A 16,890-nucleotide genomic window follows, 5' to 3' on the forward strand; every position below is an offset into this window, starting at 1 on the left:
TTTGCAAAGCGCTTAGTTCAGCAGCAGGTTTGGAATGTACAGGGCCAGCTGCGGAATGAACGTGGTCAGCACCAGTGTTGGCAACCATGCAAAGAAGATGAACATCAACGTCGGCTTCAGCATCTTGTCAACTGAGGTATCCGTCACCTTGGATCCCAGATACAGCAGCGGAGCAGTCGGCGGCGTAATGTTCGCCATGCCCAGATTCACACCCAAAACAGCCGCAAAATGGATCGGGTCCATACCAACGCCCTGCACGATTGGAAGCAGCAGCGGAGTTGAGAGCAGGATACCAGAGATATCATCCATCAACATACCGATGATGATCATCACCAGATTCACCATCAGCAAGATCATGATTGGATCTTCAGAGACGGAGTAAACAAACTCCTCTGCAATCGCTGGGATGTCTTCAAAGATCAGGAAGCGACTGACGATCAACACCATGAAGATCATCGCCATAACAACACCAATGGTGATGCCTGAGTTCAAAATGGTTTCACGGAACGTTTTCCAGGTCAGACCACGGTAAACGTAGATCGCAACAGGGATCGCATAAACAACAGCAACACCTGCAGCTTCTGTTGGTGTCATGATGCCACCATAGATCCCACCGAGGATGATAACGGGCATCATCAATGCAGGAAACGCCTTCAGGCCTCGACGCTTAAATTCGTAATTGAAGTCATCTGGACGCTTTTCCAGATTGATGTCTTTATGCTTGCGCAGCATCACCTGGTTTACAATGATCAAAAGCGTAATGAGGATCAAACCAGGAATGACGGTGGAGAGGAATGCGCGTAACACGGACTGCTGTGCGACCCAGGCATACAAGATGTGTGAAGCACTTGGTGGGATCAACAATCCAAGGGGTGCAGCGCTGACGATCAGCGCAGCAGACTGTCCTTCAGGATAGTTAGCTTTGCGCAGATGCGGCATCATGATGCCACCAATGCAAGTCAGTGTCGCGTTTGCACTTCCGGAAATTGAACCGAATACACCGGACGCAAGCACTGTCGCAGCAGACAAACCACCTTTGATGTGCCCGACAAACAGCTCTGCCATGCTGACAAGAGGCGCAGCAATACGTCCCTTTTCCATAATGCCACCAGCAATGATGAACAACGGAATAGCCAGCAGAACCACATTGTTCATTTTCCAATGGCCGGTTGGTAGATAACCGGCAACATCATGGCCGCCCATATAGGCAAGGAAAATAAGAATTGCGCCAAATGCTAGGTGTACGCTTACACCAAGCAGCAAAAGGCCGCATAGAATGGCAATTGACCCAACAATAATCATTGCGCTGCCCCTTGAGCTTTTATTGGTTCTTCTTCAGGGTGTACGTTTTCCGCAATTTCGCGGGGTTCCCGTTCCGGCCATTTGGGACCGTTTCGCAGCAGCAGATAAAAATGCAGCACGGCGAACATGGTCATGAACAGGAAGCCCAGGAAAATAGCTAATCGAGGCGCAAAGAATGGAATCTTCAGCGCAACGGTCGTCTGCCACATTGGGTAGGAGGCAAGTTCTTCCTCAAGCATGAGCCAGCCCCAATACGTGACCGCACTCAAAACGCCAATTTCAATGATTTCTACAGTCACCTCACGCCACCATATGACGCGCGGGTTTTTGATCAGAAAGCCAAGCACGTCTGCGTTGACATGCTCTTTGCGTGCTGAGGCGACAGCAGCAGCCATGAAGAACATCCAGAAGCTGACAGTCATCAGCCATTCTTCATAGGCAAAAAGGTTGCCACCAAAACCATAACGGACAATCACAACCATAAAAAATGTGAGCGCCATGATTACACCGCCGGCTGTAATCATGAAGTTCATCAGTTTAATGACGCCGTTCAGCGGTTTAGCCACTGGCCTTGGAAGTTCGCTCGTCAGAATACTCATCTGATATTTGCCCTTCGTTTCTTGAAACCAAATAAGTCATAGAAAAGGCCGGCGCAGGGTATGCGCCGGCCTTGAAGAGAAGGGCTTATTGGAAGTCTTTCTTCAGACGGTCAATGGTGTCCTGACCAACAACTTCAGCCATTGCAGGCCAAACTTTTTCACGTACACGCTCAGCAAGAACTTTTTCCTGCTCAGGGGTGAAGCTCAGGACTTCGTAACCGGACTCTACGAGTTTCTGCTTGAAGTTCGCATCGTTCTCTTTGTTGAACTGGAAGTACTGCTTGGAAGCTTTATCAAACGCAGCTTTCACAACAGCTTTCTGCTCATCATTCATCTTGTTCCAGGTTTTCAGAGAACCATAGAAAGAGTTGATTTCAGAGATCGCGTTGTACTCTACGAAGTACTTACCAACATTGGACTTTGCGAAGATGGTGTAAGCAGCCTGCTTGGTGCAGCACAAGGTGCCGTCAACAATACCGGACTGCATTGCAGGGAACATATCACCCCAAGCCATCGTGGTGGTGTTGTAGCCCAGAGTTTCTGCCATGTCTTTAACAACAGCAGAAGACCAGACACGGATGTTCATGCCTTTGTCGCCAAAGCCTGCATAGTCTTCAGGCTTTTTATTCGCAACAACACCAACAAAACCTTCAGGGTTGTGGTTGAACAGCTTCAGACCGAGGTTCTCAAGACGCTCGTTGATGATCTTGTTGTACTCAGAATCTGGGTTCAACATCACGTTTTCCAGATCATCCCAGCTGGTGAACAGGTATGGCATGGACATGATGTCGAGCACTGGATCTTTGTGGGAGTAGATGAACGCCATCACAAAGTCCACGTTACCGCGGATGGTGTCTTCAACCAGAGACTCACCGGAACCGAGCTGGCTTGCAGGGAAGACAGAAACTTTCAGGCCAACATCAGCAGCCTCAATTTCCTTTTCGATCTGCTTCAGCATTTTGGTGCCTTCGTGATCGACAGGTACCGTACCAGCGATTTTCAGACGCAGATCAGCAGCGTATACGGAGGACGCCAGTGTCAAAGCAATTGCACTTGCTGCACCTACGCTCAATACGCGACGGAAACCCTTTGATACAGTTTTAAGGCTAGGTTTGTTCATTCTTGTCTCCCTAATAACCATCCAGATACGCATCTATTGCTTATCATTGGCTCCCGGATGGCCGATTATGCCTCTCGCAACACATGTGACTTGCGTCAAATCGTGTCACTCAAGATTTTTAGATTGCTACAGCTCAGGGGCCGCGATCAGAAACATCTTTCATTGCTCTTGATGAGTGATGTCCCTGTAAGTGCTTATCCCCTTGTGCCGAATAGATGCGAAGAACTGGCAATAAAGCGCAGTGCGTTTCACATGCATACTTTTACTAACTCGGGAAACATACTAGATATAATTCAAATGATCCATATTTTTTTCACTATTGACCATTTGTCACCTTATGAACTAGTCATATCTACTGAATTTGAAGAAATTTTGGGCGGAAAGCTCTTCAAATTACAGGGTTTTAGGCAAACCAAATGGCAGCAGCAATTTTCTGCATCAAAAAAAGACACTGATATATCAATATAATATCGGTCGAAAATCGAGAGGAACATCGAAGATGCAGAAACGCTACACGCAAAAATCGAGAATTTTGAGTGGCTGATACATTTGATCCATTTGCACCAAAAAATTTAAAACAATGATTCGTTTGGGAGGGGAAACTATGACGAAAAGCTACCAGGAGACGGTTGATCAACTCACGAAAGCCTATCCAAATCTAAGCAAGCAGCTCAAAAAGAGCGCGGCTTATGTCTTGGAATATCCAAGTGATGTTGCCACCTTGTCCATGCGTCAGGTTGCAGCCCGTGCAGACGTCCCTCCTCCCACCATGAACAGACTTGCAAAATCTCTTGAGTTTGGAACCTACAATGCCCTGCGTGATGTCTATCGCGGCGGGTTCGAGGATTTCTCCTCCAACTACCCATCCCGAGCCGGAGAGCTACAGGCCACACATGGAACCTCGGATATTGAAGCCTCTTTGCAAAGTTTCAAAAGCGCAGCTCTTGGCAATCTGAAGCATTTGTTCGACACTGTCGACCGGGATCATCTCCAACAAATCGTCTCGTCTCTGGCCACCGCCCGGAACGTGGTTGTTGTTGGTATGCATGCATCTCACTCACTCGCAAATTACCTACACTATGTTGCCTCCATGTGTTTTCGCAATTGGCGGCTCATCAATCGCAAGAATGGCGAAATCGCAGATCAGGTTGAGTACATCAACGCCGATGACGTTGTCGTCGCAATCTCCCTGAACCCATGCGCTGCAGACACTGTACTCGTTGCAAAACGGGCCTATGAAGTGGGTGCAACGGTCGTCGGCATCACCGATACCAGAACATCTCCTCTTGCCACTTATTCAACCGACCTCCTGCTCACACCTGTTCAAAGCCCGCATTTCTTTGAAAGTTACGTCGCCACTGCGGCCCTTCTGGAAATGATCCTTGGCTTATTGGTGGCAGATAGCGGGCAGGTCGTCATCGACAACATCACAAGGCTGGAACGCTGCCGCAATGAACTCGGCGAATACTGGCCAGACCAATAAACCAATAAGAACTCGGAATACCCTATGACAAAGCTCAGTCTCCTTGCCGGTCAGATCAACATTCCTGCGATGACCACAGCAGACCAGCGAGACGCACACGTGCGATCCGTGACCGCCAAGTTGCATCAGCAACTCACTGCAAAGCCACATGATCTGGTTGTTCTACCTGAGCTTTCGACCGTTGATTACTCCAGAGCTGCCTTTGCTGAACTCAGCGTGCTGGCAGAAGACCTGAACGGCCCCTCCGTCAAAGCATTTGGCGCTTTGGCAAAACAGCACAACACCACAATCGTCTTCGGCATGCCACGCAAAGCAGAGGATCACTATAAGATCTCTCAGGTCGCTGTCGGGCCGGACGGAGCTGTCATTGGCTGCTACGATAAGCTCCACATTTGTCAGTATGGCGCGTCCATGGAGAAGGAATACTTCGAAAAAGGCGACCACCTTTTCTCATTTCCCGTAAAGGGCATAAAGGTTGCACCAATCATCTGCTACGATATCCGCATCCCTGAACTCAGCCGCACACTGGCCCTGCAACACGGCGTTGACCTGATCCTGCACAGCGGCGCGTATGCCCGGGATGAAAGCTTCTTCAGCTGGCACGACTTCGTGGTCACCCGCGCTCTGGAAAGCCAGATCTTCTTCCTCAGCCTCAATCGCGCTGGCGAGAACTTCGGTAATTCCACGTTCTGTCCTCCCTGGACAGATGAGAACACACCGCGCACAATCTTCCCTCAAACCAACGAGCATTTTGAGAGCTTTGAGCTGGATACGGCTGTAATTGATCAAGTGCGCAAAGACTACACATTCCGCAAAGATTTGCTGGAAGACTACTCCCAGCTCAAGCATCAGGAACCTGAGCTGCTCAACCAATAGCTAGCTCTATTCCCATCAGTTTTCCCTCTAGTATCGGTTGCAACAAAGCAACTTTCTGGAGGGGAAACACGCCATGACAGATCTGCCAAAGCTCACGGATGCAACGCTTACGCTTGAAAACCGCGTTGCCACACTCACCATGAACCGTCATGACCTGCGCAACGCCCTCACTGGCTCTGCGCTGATTGACGACATTGTGACAACGGCGGAATGGGTCAACATCTGCCCTGATGTCTCAGTTCTACTTCTGACAGGCGCAGGCTCAGCCTTCTCCTCAGGTGGAAACATCAAAGACATGGCAGAACGTGGCGGCGACTTTGCTGGCAATGTGGCTGAGGTGGAGAACCACTACAGACGCGGCATCCAGCGCATTCCTCTCGCCCTGCAAAATGTGGAAGTGCCGATCATTGCAGCCGTCAATGGTCCTGCCATCGGAGCGGGCTTTGACCTTGCCAACATGTGCGACATCCGCCTGGCCTCCACCAAAGCCAAGTTTGGTGAGACCTTCCTGAACCTTGGCATCATCCCCGGCGATGGCGGCGCATGGTTCATGCAGCGCTTGATCGGCTACCAGCGCGCAGCAGAGCTTACCCTGTCGGGATGTGTTATCAACGCCCAGCAAGCCAAGGAATACGGCCTTGTGTTGGATGTGTACGAGCCAGACGAGCTTATGGCAGAAGCCAGCAAGATGGCTCAGCAGTTCGCTTCTCAGCCCCCAAAGGCCACGCGCCTCACCAAACGCTTGCTGAAGATGGCCCAGCGTACTGAGCTAAAAGACTTCCTCGACCTGTCCGCGTGCTTTCAGGGCATTAGCCACAATGAGCCGGAACATCTGGAAGCTGTGCTCGCCTTCATGGAAAAGATGAAATAGGCACTAAAACAAGAAGAGCGCTGCATGCTGGCGGATACCCGGCAGCGTACAGCGCTCATTCAAGAAACAAGAAATGCGTTACTTCGCAGGCCTGCGAATGGATGGTTCTGCTTCCAAAACCAGCGGATTAAGCCCCTCTCCGCCATCCTTCACAATGTCAAACAGTTGCAGCCGCATGCGCGGCTCCCAAAAATCGTTGATGTGATCGGCAATACCTGCAACCGCCTCTTCATGCGGCTTATGCTTGAAGAAACCGGCAATCTGGTTTGCCATGTAGGTGAGCTTTTCTGGTGCCATACCCGAGCTCTCCTCCCTTTTGAATTCTCAGTTCCAGTGAACCAGACAGCACAAGCCTCTCTCAAGTCAGAAAAGCTCATGCCGCCCAGCGTCAATGCACTTATTCCGCAGCTTCAATCCGGCGCGACCGAGCAGCATGTTCCTGATACTCTTCCTGCCAGTCTGTCTGACCGTTGGAAAGAGAAACCTGAACCGCAGTCACCTTGTATTCCGGGCAGTTCGTCGCCCAATCAGAATAGTCGGTCGTCACCACGTTTGCCTGTGTCGCTGGGTGGTGGAACGTGGTGTAAACAACACCCGTTGAAACACGATCCGTCACATTTGCCCGCAAGCTGGTTTCGCCAGAACGGCTCATAAGCTTGAGCCAGTCACCATCTTTAATGCCGCGCACTTCTGCATCGTGCGGATGGATCTCCAGCACATCTTCCTCATGCCAAACCACATTGTCTGTACGCCGTGTCTGGGCACCAACATTGTATTGGCTCAGAATACGGCCAGTGGTCAAAAGCAGCGGGAAGCGTGGTCCGGTCTTCTCATCCGTCGCAACATAATCGGTACGAATGAAACGGCCCTTACCACGAACGAACCCGTCCAAATGCATGGTTGGCGTGCCTTCCGGCATTTCCTCATTACATGGCCACTGAACAGAACCCTGCTCTTCCAGAAGGTCGTAGGTCACATTGGCAAAGCTTGGAGTGGTTGCCGCAATCTCCTCCATAATCTGAGAAGGATGCGTATAGGTCCAGTTCGCACCCATGGCATTTGCAAGCAACTGGGTCACTTCCCAATCCGCATAGCCATTGCGCGGCGCCATCACTTTGCGCACGCGGTTGATACGCCGCTCAGCATTGGTGAAGGTGCCATCCTTTTCAAGGAAGGTAGAACCAGGCAAAAACACATGTGCATAGTTCGCGGTCTCATTCAAAAACAGGTCATGAACGATCACACATTCCATGGCAGCAAGACCAGCAGCAACGTGCTTCGTATCAGGATCAGACTGCAAGATGTCCTCACCTTGCACGTAGATGCCTTTGAACGTTCCCTCAACAGCTGCATCCAGCATGTTCGGAATACGCAAACCCGGCTCGTCGGAGATGGTCACACCCCAGATCTGCTCATAAATATCACGCGCATCAGCGTTCTTCACATGGCGATAGCCCGGCAGCTCATGCGGGAATGACCCCATATCACAGGAGCCCTGCACATTGTTCTGACCACGCAGTGGGTTAACACCAACGCCTTTCTTGCCGATGTTACCAGTCAGCATGGCAAGGTTGGCGATGCCGATAACAGTCGTGGACCCCTGACTGTGTTCCGTCACGCCAAGTCCATAGTAGATCGCACCATTACCACCACGCGCATAAAGCCGTGCCGCCCCGCGCACTTCCTCAGCAGGAACACCTGTCAGCAACTCAGCAGCTTCTGGGCTGTTGGCCGGATCAGAGACGAACTCAACGTAATCCTGAAACTCATCCATATCACAGCGTTCACGAATGAAAGCCTCATCGAACAAGCCCTCAGTCACGATCACATGCGCCATCGCAGTCACAATGGCAACGTTCGTTCCCGGACGCAGCGCCAGATGATGCGAGGCCTTGATATGCGGAGACTTCACCAGATCAGTCCGGCGCGGATCAATCACGATCAGCTTCGCACCCTGACGCAACCGCTTCTTCAGACGAGAACCAAACACCGGATGCCCGTCTGTCGGGTTCGCCCCGATGACCAGCACCACATCAGAATGCTCAACACTGTCAAAGTCCTGCGTCCCCGCAGAGGTGCCAAACGTCTGACCAAGGCCATAACCGGTTGGTGAATGACATACGCGTGCGCAGGTATCCGTGTTGTTGTTCTCAAACACGGCTCGTGTCAGCTTCTGAACGAGGAAAGTCTCTTCATTGGTACAGCGAGAGGACGTGATCACACCAACAGACTCTTTGCCGTACTGCTGCTGAATGCCCTTCATCTTGTTCGCCGCAAAGCTCAGGGCTTCATCCCAGGACACTTCACGCCATGGCAGATCAACGCTCTCACGAACCATCGGGTTGAGGATACGATCCTGATGCGCAGCATATCCGTATGCAAAGCGGCCTTTCACGCAGGAATGACCACGGTTCGCTTTGCCGTCTTTATACGGCACCATACGCACCAGCTCATCACCGCGCATCTCAGCCTTGAAGGAACAACCAACACCGCAATAAGCGCAGGTCGTAACAACAGAACGTTCCGGCTGTCCGATATCAATCACAGATTTTTCCTGAAGCGTCCCTGTCGGACATGCCTGAACACAGGCTCCGCAGGACACACACTCAGAATCGAGGAAACTCTCAGACATCCCGGCAGTCACGCGAGAGTCAAAGCCGCGCCCGGTAATGGTCAGCGCAAAAGTACCTTGCACTTCCTCACAGGCCCGCACACAGCGCGAGCAGACAATGCATTTGGCTGGATCATAGGTGAAGTATGGATTGCTCTCATCCTTTGGCTTCCAGCAGGCATTCACCTCACCGCCGCCATCACGCATTTTAAAGTGGTTCTGCGCATCAGCGCCATAACGCACATCGCGCAGACCAACCGCTCCGGCCATGTCCTGCAGCTCACAGTCACCATTGGCAGCGCAGGTTAAACAGTCCAGCGGGTGATCAGAGATGTAAAGCTCCATCACACCACGACGAAGGCCTTTAAGACGATCTGTCTGGGTGCGAACCTGCATCCCCTCTTCCACCAGCGTGGTACAGGAGGCAGGCGTTCCGCGGCGTCCTTCAATTTCCACCAAACACAGACGGCAGGAGCCAAAGGCATCAACCATATCCGTCGCGCACAATTTGGGAACCTGAATACCAGCTTCCATGGAAGCCCGCATCACAGAGGTGCCCTCTGGTACGCTCACATCAAAACCATCAACGGTGATAGTGACAGTTTTTTCAGCGGTCGATTGAGGAGTACCAAAGTCTGTTTCTTTAATCAGGGTCATGGGTTCACTCCGCCGCGTCTGTTAATGGCTTTACATGAAAATCCTGCGGAAAATGCGTCAGAGAACTCATCACAGGATAAGGTGCAAACCCGCCAAGAGCACACAGCGAGCCCATTTTCATCGTATCGCAAAGGTCAGTGAGCAACTCCACTTGCTGCTCTGGCTGATCCCCTTCGGCAATCCGGTCCAGCACTTCCACACCGCGCACAGACCCAATACGGCACGGCGTACACTTGCCACAGCTCTCAATGGCGCAGAACTCCATGGCAAAGCGTGCCTGCTTGAGCATATCGACCGTATCGTCAAACACCACGATCCCCGCATGACCAATCATGCCATTACGCTCAATAAACGCCTCATAATCAAAGATCGTGTCAAACAAAGATGGCGGGAAATATGCACCCAGCGGTCCACCAACCTGAACAGCCTTCACCGGACGACCACTCAAGGTGCCGCCGCCGATATCGTAAATCAGCTCGTTGAGTGTCAGACCGAACGCCGTCTCAAACAACCCGCTGTTCTTGATATTGCCAGTCAGCTGGATCGGAATAGTCCCGTGGGAGTAGCCAACACCATAATCTCGGTAAAACCGCGCACCGCGATCCATGATGATCGGCACAGACGCCAGCGACATCACATTGTTGACCACAGTCGGGCAGCCAAACAGGCCCTCAATCGCAGGAAGCGGAGGTTTGGCCCGCACAATACCGCGTTTGCCTTCAAGGCTGTTGAGCAGTGAGGTTTCCTCACCACATACATAAGCCCCAGCCCCTTCTCGCACTTCCATATCGAATGCGTGATCAGAACCCATCACGGAAGTTCCAAGAATACCGGCTTTGCGTGCAATCTTGATCGCGTCTTGCATAATCGCAACCGCATGCGGGTATTCAGAGCGGCTGTAGATGTACCCCTTGGTCGCGCCCACCGCGATACCCGCAATGGTCATGCCTTCGATGAGAACGAAGGGGTCGCCCTCCATAATCATCCGGTCAGAGAACGTACCACTGTCCCCTTCATCGGCATTACAAACGATATACTTCTGCGCACCTTGCGCCTTCAGCACAGTGTTCCATTTGATACCCGTCGGAAAACCAGCGCCACCGCGGCCACGTAGACCACTGTCGGTCACATCCTGCACAATTTCCGCGGGCGTCATTTCAAGCACACGCTTCAGGCCAAGAAAACCGTGATGCATCTCGTAATGTTCAAGGGAAAGCGGGTCAGTGATGCCACAGCGGGAGAACGTCAAACGCGTCTGTCGCTTTAGATAAGGTATCTCTTCAGTCAAGCCATGACACAAAGGATGGTCACCACCATCCAGCAGGCCCGCATCCAGCAGTCCTGCCACATCAGATGGCTTCACCGGACCATAGGCTATCCGGCCCTGCTCGGTTTCAATCTCAACCAGCGGCTCCAGCCAGTGCATCCCGCGAGATCCGTTGCGGACAATTGTCGCCTCAACATCACGAGCGCGCAATTCGTCAACAAGTGTCTCAGCTACGCGGTCAGCGCCAACCGCCAAAGCAGCAGCATCGCAAGAAACATAAAGGACAGCACCCATCACTTCACCTCCTCAACAAGCTTCAGTACAGCATCTTCATCAAGGCGACCATGCAGGTTGCCATCCATCATGGCAGCTGGTGCACACGAGCACAGGCCAAGGCAATAGACCGGCTCCAGCGTCACCTTCCCGTCAGGGGTAGTTTCATGCCACTTGATCCCAAGATCTCTTTGAATGTCGTCCGCAAGCTTTTCACCACCCATCGACTGGCAGGCTTCTGCACGACAAACCTTCAACACGTGGCGTCCGGCAGGTTCTGTACGAAAGTCGGGGTAAAAACTCATAGTGCCATGCACTTCAGCACGGCTCAGGTTCAACCGATCTGCGATCTTTAAAAGCGCATCCTCGGGAACGTAACCAAACTTCCCCTGCACATCGTGCAGGATTGGCAGGAGCGGCCCTTCCTGATGTTCGTGGACATCAATAATCGCGGCCGTTTCTTTTTCTATATCCTGCGATTGCGTCTGCAAGGCCATAAAATCCTCCCTCCTCGCACGTCAATGCATCGAATTGGCACAATATGTCGCAGGCAATCAATATGATATATCCGTTGGGCGATTGCACATCCCTATCAAGGAATTCACGTAGAGAGCTCTTTGCCCTGCGAAATTCTAGTAATTCTCTTCAAAAAAATGTCCAAAAGCGGCGCACGAGGTTCCCGCTGCGTCGCAATCAATCCAACCATAATACTGGCATAAGGATCAGAGATCGGGATGATCTCCAGATGATCGGAGGCAATTGTCTGCGCCACGGCCTGCGGGATAATCGTCCCCCACCGCCCGGTACGCACATGCGCCAGCAGGCACATGATGGAATCTGACTGCAGTACAGGCTTTGCCACCACATCAACATCATGCAGGATATTGTTGATGATACGCCGGCATTGCATGTCGCTGGTCAGCAAGCACAGCGGAACCCTGCTCACATCTTCCAGTGTCGCATGCTCGCGGCCAGAAAGCGGTCCACCTTCAGCCACAACAAAGCAATAGCGCTCCCGATAAAGAGGTATTTGCAAAACCCGCCCCAAAGGCTCGTTGTCCAGATAGGTCAGCCCCACATCAATTTCCAGATTTTCCAGCTGCGCCAGTATCTCAGAGGACGGACGCGAGAACACCGCAAAATCAACGCCCGGGTTTTCCTCGCTAAAGCATGTGGTGAGTTCTGGAACATACGTCAGAGCTGTGGGGATGGAGGCAATCCGCAACGTACCCGATTGACCATCACTGACCGCCTTCAGCTCCTGCTTCATGGTCCGCGTATCAGCCACAAGCTTGCGGGCCCATTCCAGCACCCGCTCCCCTTCAGGGGTCAGTCCCTGAAAACGCGAGCCACGCAGAACCAGCAGAGCGCCAAGCTGTTCTTCAAGATGCTTGATGTTGGCCGAAAGCGTCGGTTGCGTCACACCACACTCGTCCGCCGCCTTCCCAAAATGCTTCTCACGCGCCAACGCAATAAACATCTCCAGCTTATCGATCATGGGTTATCCTCGCAAACGTTCCCGCAACATCATCCATCAGCAGGCACCAGCCTTGTCAGGCCAATACCACGCGGGATCGCTCATATCCTCCTACAAGCAATCCCTTAGATGTTTTTTCTTAGCTCTGAAATGAACTAGCATATTCAGAACAAGAACGATAACGCGGAACGTCAAGAACACGGCGCTGTTTGGATAAACTCTGCAATCAGACGTTCATACCAATGAAGCTTACACCAGCGACCATGAATATGGCGGCCAGCATGCGGCGCGCCCAGTTGCCCTCACCCAGGACAATAAAACCGATTAAGGCGGCAAAGATGACGGAGGTTTCGCGCAAGGCTGAGACAGCGCCCAGCGGTGCAAAGTTTTTGGCGTAAAGCACCAAACCATAAGCAATCATGGAAACCAGACCGCCGGTCAGGCCCAGTGCCCATGTTCTCTTGGAAAGACCTGGTAAAACAGACCACCGTCGCACACCAATGAAAGCCGCAATAAAGACCTGCAAAAACGCACCCCACGCCCAGTAACTCAGCGTGTTGCCAGAAAGCCGGACACCAACACCGTCAACCAGCGAGTAAGCGGAGATACAAACACCCGTGGCAACCGCAAACCCAAGCGCCGCGCCGCCAACACCTTGCCGCAAGGCAGACCAGCTGGACATCTGAATACCAAACCCGATCAAGCCAATGCCAAACCACGCCCAAAACGGCAGCACTTCGCCCACAAACAGCATGGCCCACAAGGAAACCAGAGCCGGGACAATACCGCGTGCGATGGGATAGACCACGCTCAGGTCCCCATGACGGTACGCCTGCCCCAGCGTGTAGTAGTAGACAAAGTGAATGCAGGTGGAGAGCGCCACGTAGCCAAAACTCTCAGGTGCGGGCAAAGGCAGGATCATGATCATGACCCCCGCCGGGATCACATGACCAAACGCCACAAGTCCGAGGGTGAGTGTGCGGTCACCTGCTGTTTTAACAATCGCATTCCAGATCGCATGCAGCAGTGCTGCTGCAAGGATTATCATTATGATGGATAGGCTCATCAATCAAAACCATTCGTAGTGTGGAAGCCCGCCCGGCAGCTTTTGTAAAGCTCCATCATCCAATCTGCGACTGACCTCGCAACACCAGAAAACCGGCTTCCATCTTGTTTTATCTATCTTTTAAAATGCTGTAATTTCGAAGGTTTTCGATTTCTGCATCTGGTTGCCTGTGCAGCTTTAAGCAGATCACAGGCGGGTAGTCTTGTTTCAACTCAGCTTTTTCGGGAGGCTATGAAGCTTTGAATGCTCCAATCTGCAAAGGCAGTCACAAACGGTTCTTCAAGTGGGCTGTCGGTCACCACATAATCCACCTGTCGTGGGTCCGGTCCTACATACGGCGCTGTCTCACTCAGCTTGCCATGATCAAACGCAACCAGCACCCGATCCGCTTTTTCTGCAATGGCAGCACTCAGTTGGGATTCAACACTACTTTGATAGAGAAACCCCTTGCTGGCAGAGACCGCATCAAGGCTGAAGATGGCCATATCAAGCGCGAACCGCTGTACCTGACAATAGGTGTCGTGACCAAAGGTTCCCCGGTCATTGACCTGCATTTCACCACCAAGCAAATGCACGCGGTTGCCATTCACATTCACCAGTGTCTGCGCAACACCAATGGAGTTTGTGACCACCGTCAGGTTCCTACGCAATCTCAGATCTTCCGCCACATATGCCGTGGTTGAGCCGACATCCAGATAAACGGTCATGCCATCTTCAACCACATCACACACAACAGCGGCGATCAGCCGTTTCTCATTGGTCCGCTGTGAAATACGGCGAAAGAAGCTTGGATCGTTTTGCGAGCTCGCCAGATAGGCCCCGCCGCGCACTCGCTCAAGGCCTGAAGTAATCGACAAAGACTTCACCGTCCGGCGCACAGTTTCTTCAGAAACATCCAATGCCTTAGCCAGATCAGCATTGCGTGCCGATCCGCCAAGTCGTTTCAAAACTTCCAGCAGTTCCAGTTCGCGGTGGCTATGAGACATCTGCCCCTCACGTTTGCGCGGATTATCACGTTCTGTGACTGCCTTACTCCACAATTACAGTCAAATTCCAACACATATGTCGATTTATGTTGGAATTTGTGTGTAGCTGTGGATTATTTGCTGGCAAACGACCACAGTTACATCTCTCTTTCATATTGCCGGAGTAGCGGTCTGTCGGACTGCGCCACACCTGTGGCTTTGGGGGATCAGGAACATGCAAAACAAACGCAATGTGCTTTTTATCATCATCGACCAGCTGCGCGCGGATTGTGTGTTCGGTGAACTTGGCAAACACGTAAACCTGCCAAACCTGCGCGCGTTCATGGAAGACAGCGTCACCTTTACACGCCACTTCTCCGTCACCAATCCCTGCGGCCCGTCCAGAGCGTCACTGCTGACAGGGCAATACGCCATGAACCATCGCTCCGTGCGCAACGGCACACCGCTGCGGCACGACACGCCCAACATCGCAACGCAAATGCGCAAAGCGGGCTATCTGCCCATGCTGTTTGGATACACGGACACCTCACAGGATCCCCGTGCATTCCACCCGAATGATCCGGCAGTCAGAACCTACGAATACCCAATGAATGGCTTCCATGAGATAACGGAGATGCGCATGGATATGTCCTATCCATGGCAGTCTCATCTCATGAACCAGGGATATAAATTTGAGAAGTACTGGGACGTTTACAAGCCCGTCTCACCGGAAGGCAAAGCCCCACGCCTCAACGATCCCGCGCTTTATGCAGCTGAAGACAGCGACACGGCATTTTTGACAGACGCCTTCCTGAAGACCATGCCAGCCTACAGCCAGCAAAACTGGTTCGCCCACCTCACTTACATTCGTCCTCACCCTCCGCTCGTCGCCCCTGCCCCATATAACGACATGTACGACCCGCAAAGCCTGCCGCTCCCAGAGCGACTGCAAAGCATGGAAGACGAGCAAGCCCAACATCCGTTTTTCGCTCCAGTGATGCAGAACAACAGCGCAGCCAGCTTTGTTGAAGGCTTCCCGGATCTGGAACCAACCGACGAAAACATCCGCACCCTGCGCGCTATCTATTTGGGGCTGGCTACAGAAGTCGATCACCATGTAGGCCGTGTTGTGCAGTTTCTGAAAGACACAGGACAGTACGATGATACCATGGTGGTGATCACAGCTGACCATGGCGAGATGCTCGGCGACTGTCACAGTTGGGGGAAAATGACCGTTTATGATGCGGCCTACCACACCCCTCTCATCATCCGCATGCCAGAGGGAGAGTGCGGAACGCAGGTCTCACAGGTCACAGAGTCCATCGATATTATGCCAACCATTCTGGAATGGGTCGGGCAGGAAGTCCCAAGCTCTGTGGACGGCAAGTCCCTCCTCCCGTTCCTTAAAGGCGAAACACCTGAGGACTGGCGCACTGTCTCCATGTCTGAGCTGGACTTCGCAGATCCACTGCAGCCAACACTCTGGCAGCAACAGCTTGGAACGAAACTAGACAACTCCTGTCTAAGCATCTTACGCGATGAGCGTTTCACACTTGTGGAATTTGCAGCTGATCTGCCCCCCATGCTGTTTGACGCACAAGACCAAGGTGAAATGGAAAATCTCGCTCAAAAGCCAGAGCATGCTCAAACACTGGCCCGTATGACCCGTGAACTCCTCCGCCACCGTATGAAGAACATGGACAAGACCCTGTCCAACTGGATGATCACAACAGACGGCCCGAAGCACTGACCCCAAAACGGGGCATCACCAAATGCCCCGTTTCTCACCACATACAGACAAACAGCTCATCAGCGCTGTTTGATCTCCTCAATTATCGCCTTACCAATCTCAGCGATCACCGCATTGCGCTGCCTAAAACTCGCATCACTACCCATCATATAAACCGCGGCAAGATAAGGCGCGCCAGTGTCCGGCCAAATAACACTGATAATCCCGCGCGAACCATTCTGACCTCCACCGCTCTTGTCTGCAATGCGCCAGCCCTTCGGCAAGTGCTTTCGGATCAACTCATCCGCAACCTTGTCATCCACCATCCACTGCTGCAGCTGTGCGCGGGAAGACGGAAGCAACACATCCTCAAACAGCAACCTGTCCAATGTCTTGAGCACAGCAGAAGGCGAAGTAGTATCACGGGGATCTCCGCGCTTGGCTTCGTTCATAGCTGGCTCATTCCGTGAGCCTCCCCCTTTGAAGTGGTCCACGCCTATAGTTAGGAAACCGGAGGACCATAGATGGCTATCAAGCGCCCCAAACCTGAAGATATTGTTGTGAAGTTACGGCAGGTTGAAGTTCTGATGGGGC

The 16,890-nt window shown here is 52.3% G+C and carries 15 protein-coding genes; 4 read left to right on the top strand and 11 right to left on the bottom strand.

Annotation, left to right across the window (positions count from 1 at the left end):
• Positions 1 to 12 precede the first annotated feature (12 nt).
• The 3 genes from PsAD37_RS20350 to dctP form a co-directional block, all read right to left on the bottom strand.
• Positions 13 to 1,302 carry a TRAP transporter large permease gene (locus tag PsAD37_RS20350; protein WP_063297694.1) on the bottom strand — a complete coding sequence of 430 codons (1,290 nt, stop codon included), beginning with the start codon at positions 1,300 to 1,302 and terminating at the stop codon, positions 13 to 15.
• Positions 1,299 to 1,901 carry a TRAP transporter small permease gene (locus tag PsAD37_RS20355; RefSeq protein WP_063297695.1) on the bottom strand — a complete coding sequence of 201 codons (603 nt, stop codon included), beginning with the start codon at positions 1,899 to 1,901 and terminating at the stop codon, positions 1,299 to 1,301. The genes PsAD37_RS20350 and PsAD37_RS20355 overlap by 4 nt, the downstream gene beginning before the upstream one ends.
• An 85-nt stretch (positions 1,902 to 1,986) precedes the next feature.
• The gene (gene dctP / locus PsAD37_RS20360) at positions 1,987 to 3,021 is read right to left on the bottom strand and encodes a TRAP transporter substrate-binding protein DctP (protein ID WP_063289337.1); all 1,035 of its coding nucleotides are present in this window, start codon (positions 3,019 to 3,021) and stop codon (positions 1,987 to 1,989) included.
• Between the two features lie 604 nt (positions 3,022 to 3,625).
• Here dctP and PsAD37_RS20370 point away from each other — a divergent pair.
• The 3 genes from PsAD37_RS20370 to PsAD37_RS20380 all read left to right on the top strand — a co-directional run bounded on the left by PsAD37_RS20370 (position 3,626) and on the right by PsAD37_RS20380 (position 6,251).
• On the top strand, positions 3,626 to 4,504 hold the full coding sequence (locus PsAD37_RS20370; RefSeq protein ID WP_057463690.1) for a MurR/RpiR family transcriptional regulator: 879 nt from the start codon (positions 3,626 to 3,628) through the stop codon (positions 4,502 to 4,504).
• A gap of 24 nt (positions 4,505 to 4,528) precedes the next feature.
• Positions 4,529 to 5,380 (top strand): carbon-nitrogen hydrolase family protein, encoded by an 852-nt coding sequence (locus tag PsAD37_RS20375; RefSeq protein ID WP_063297697.1) that lies wholly within the window; start codon positions 4,529 to 4,531, stop codon positions 5,378 to 5,380.
• A gap of 73 nt (positions 5,381 to 5,453) precedes the next feature.
• Positions 5,454 to 6,251 carry an enoyl-CoA hydratase-related protein gene (locus PsAD37_RS20380; protein WP_063297698.1) on the top strand — a complete coding sequence of 266 codons (798 nt, stop codon included), beginning with the start codon at positions 5,454 to 5,456 and terminating at the stop codon, positions 6,249 to 6,251.
• A gap of 78 nt (positions 6,252 to 6,329) precedes the next feature.
• Here the strand turns inward: PsAD37_RS20380 and PsAD37_RS20385 are convergent, their stop codons facing one another.
• From PsAD37_RS20385 to PsAD37_RS20415, 7 genes are all read right to left on the bottom strand, one after another.
• Positions 6,330 to 6,548: a formate dehydrogenase subunit delta gene (locus tag PsAD37_RS20385; protein WP_057463687.1), complete on the bottom strand. Its 219-nt coding sequence runs from the start codon at positions 6,546 to 6,548 to the stop codon at positions 6,330 to 6,332.
• A gap of 100 nt (positions 6,549 to 6,648) precedes the next feature.
• Positions 6,649 to 9,519, bottom strand: coding sequence for a formate dehydrogenase subunit alpha (gene fdhF / locus PsAD37_RS20390; protein WP_063289341.1), 2,871 nt, complete (start codon positions 9,517 to 9,519; stop codon positions 6,649 to 6,651).
• A 4-nt stretch (positions 9,520 to 9,523) separates the two neighbouring features.
• Positions 9,524 to 11,080 (bottom strand): NADH-quinone oxidoreductase subunit NuoF, encoded by a 1,557-nt coding sequence (locus PsAD37_RS20395; protein WP_063297699.1) that lies wholly within the window; start codon positions 11,078 to 11,080, stop codon positions 9,524 to 9,526.
• The gene (locus PsAD37_RS20400; protein WP_063297700.1) at positions 11,080 to 11,556 is read right to left on the bottom strand and encodes a formate dehydrogenase subunit gamma; all 477 of its coding nucleotides are present in this window, start codon (positions 11,554 to 11,556) and stop codon (positions 11,080 to 11,082) included. Before PsAD37_RS20400 ends, PsAD37_RS20395 begins: the two co-directional genes overlap by 1 nt.
• 104 nt (positions 11,557 to 11,660) lie before the next feature.
• Positions 11,661 to 12,557: a LysR family transcriptional regulator gene (locus tag PsAD37_RS20405; protein WP_057463682.1), complete on the bottom strand. Its 897-nt coding sequence runs from the start codon at positions 12,555 to 12,557 to the stop codon at positions 11,661 to 11,663.
• 205 nt (positions 12,558 to 12,762) lie between these two features.
• The gene (locus PsAD37_RS20410; RefSeq protein WP_063297701.1) at positions 12,763 to 13,584 is read right to left on the bottom strand and encodes an EamA family transporter; all 822 of its coding nucleotides are present in this window, start codon (positions 13,582 to 13,584) and stop codon (positions 12,763 to 12,765) included.
• Positions 13,585 to 13,814: 230 nt separating this feature from the next.
• Positions 13,815 to 14,588: a DeoR/GlpR family DNA-binding transcription regulator gene (locus tag PsAD37_RS20415; RefSeq protein WP_063297702.1), complete on the bottom strand. Its 774-nt coding sequence runs from the start codon at positions 14,586 to 14,588 to the stop codon at positions 13,815 to 13,817.
• 214 nt (positions 14,589 to 14,802) lie between these two features.
• Here PsAD37_RS20415 and PsAD37_RS20420 point away from each other — a divergent pair, with 214 nt between their 5' ends.
• Positions 14,803 to 16,317, top strand: coding sequence for an alkaline phosphatase family protein (locus tag PsAD37_RS20420; RefSeq protein ID WP_063297703.1), 1,515 nt, complete (start codon positions 14,803 to 14,805; stop codon positions 16,315 to 16,317).
• 59 nt (positions 16,318 to 16,376) lie between these two features.
• On the opposite strand, the gene PsAD37_RS20425 is transcribed toward PsAD37_RS20420, so the two are convergent.
• Positions 16,377 to 16,790 (bottom strand): serine hydrolase, encoded by a 414-nt coding sequence (locus PsAD37_RS20425; RefSeq protein WP_275078340.1) that lies wholly within the window; start codon positions 16,788 to 16,790, stop codon positions 16,377 to 16,379.
• Between the last annotated feature and the right edge of the window lie 100 nt (positions 16,791 to 16,890).

The organism is Pseudovibrio sp. Ad37 (assembly GCF_001623075.1).
GTDB lineage: Bacteria > Pseudomonadota > Alphaproteobacteria > Rhizobiales > Stappiaceae > Pseudovibrio.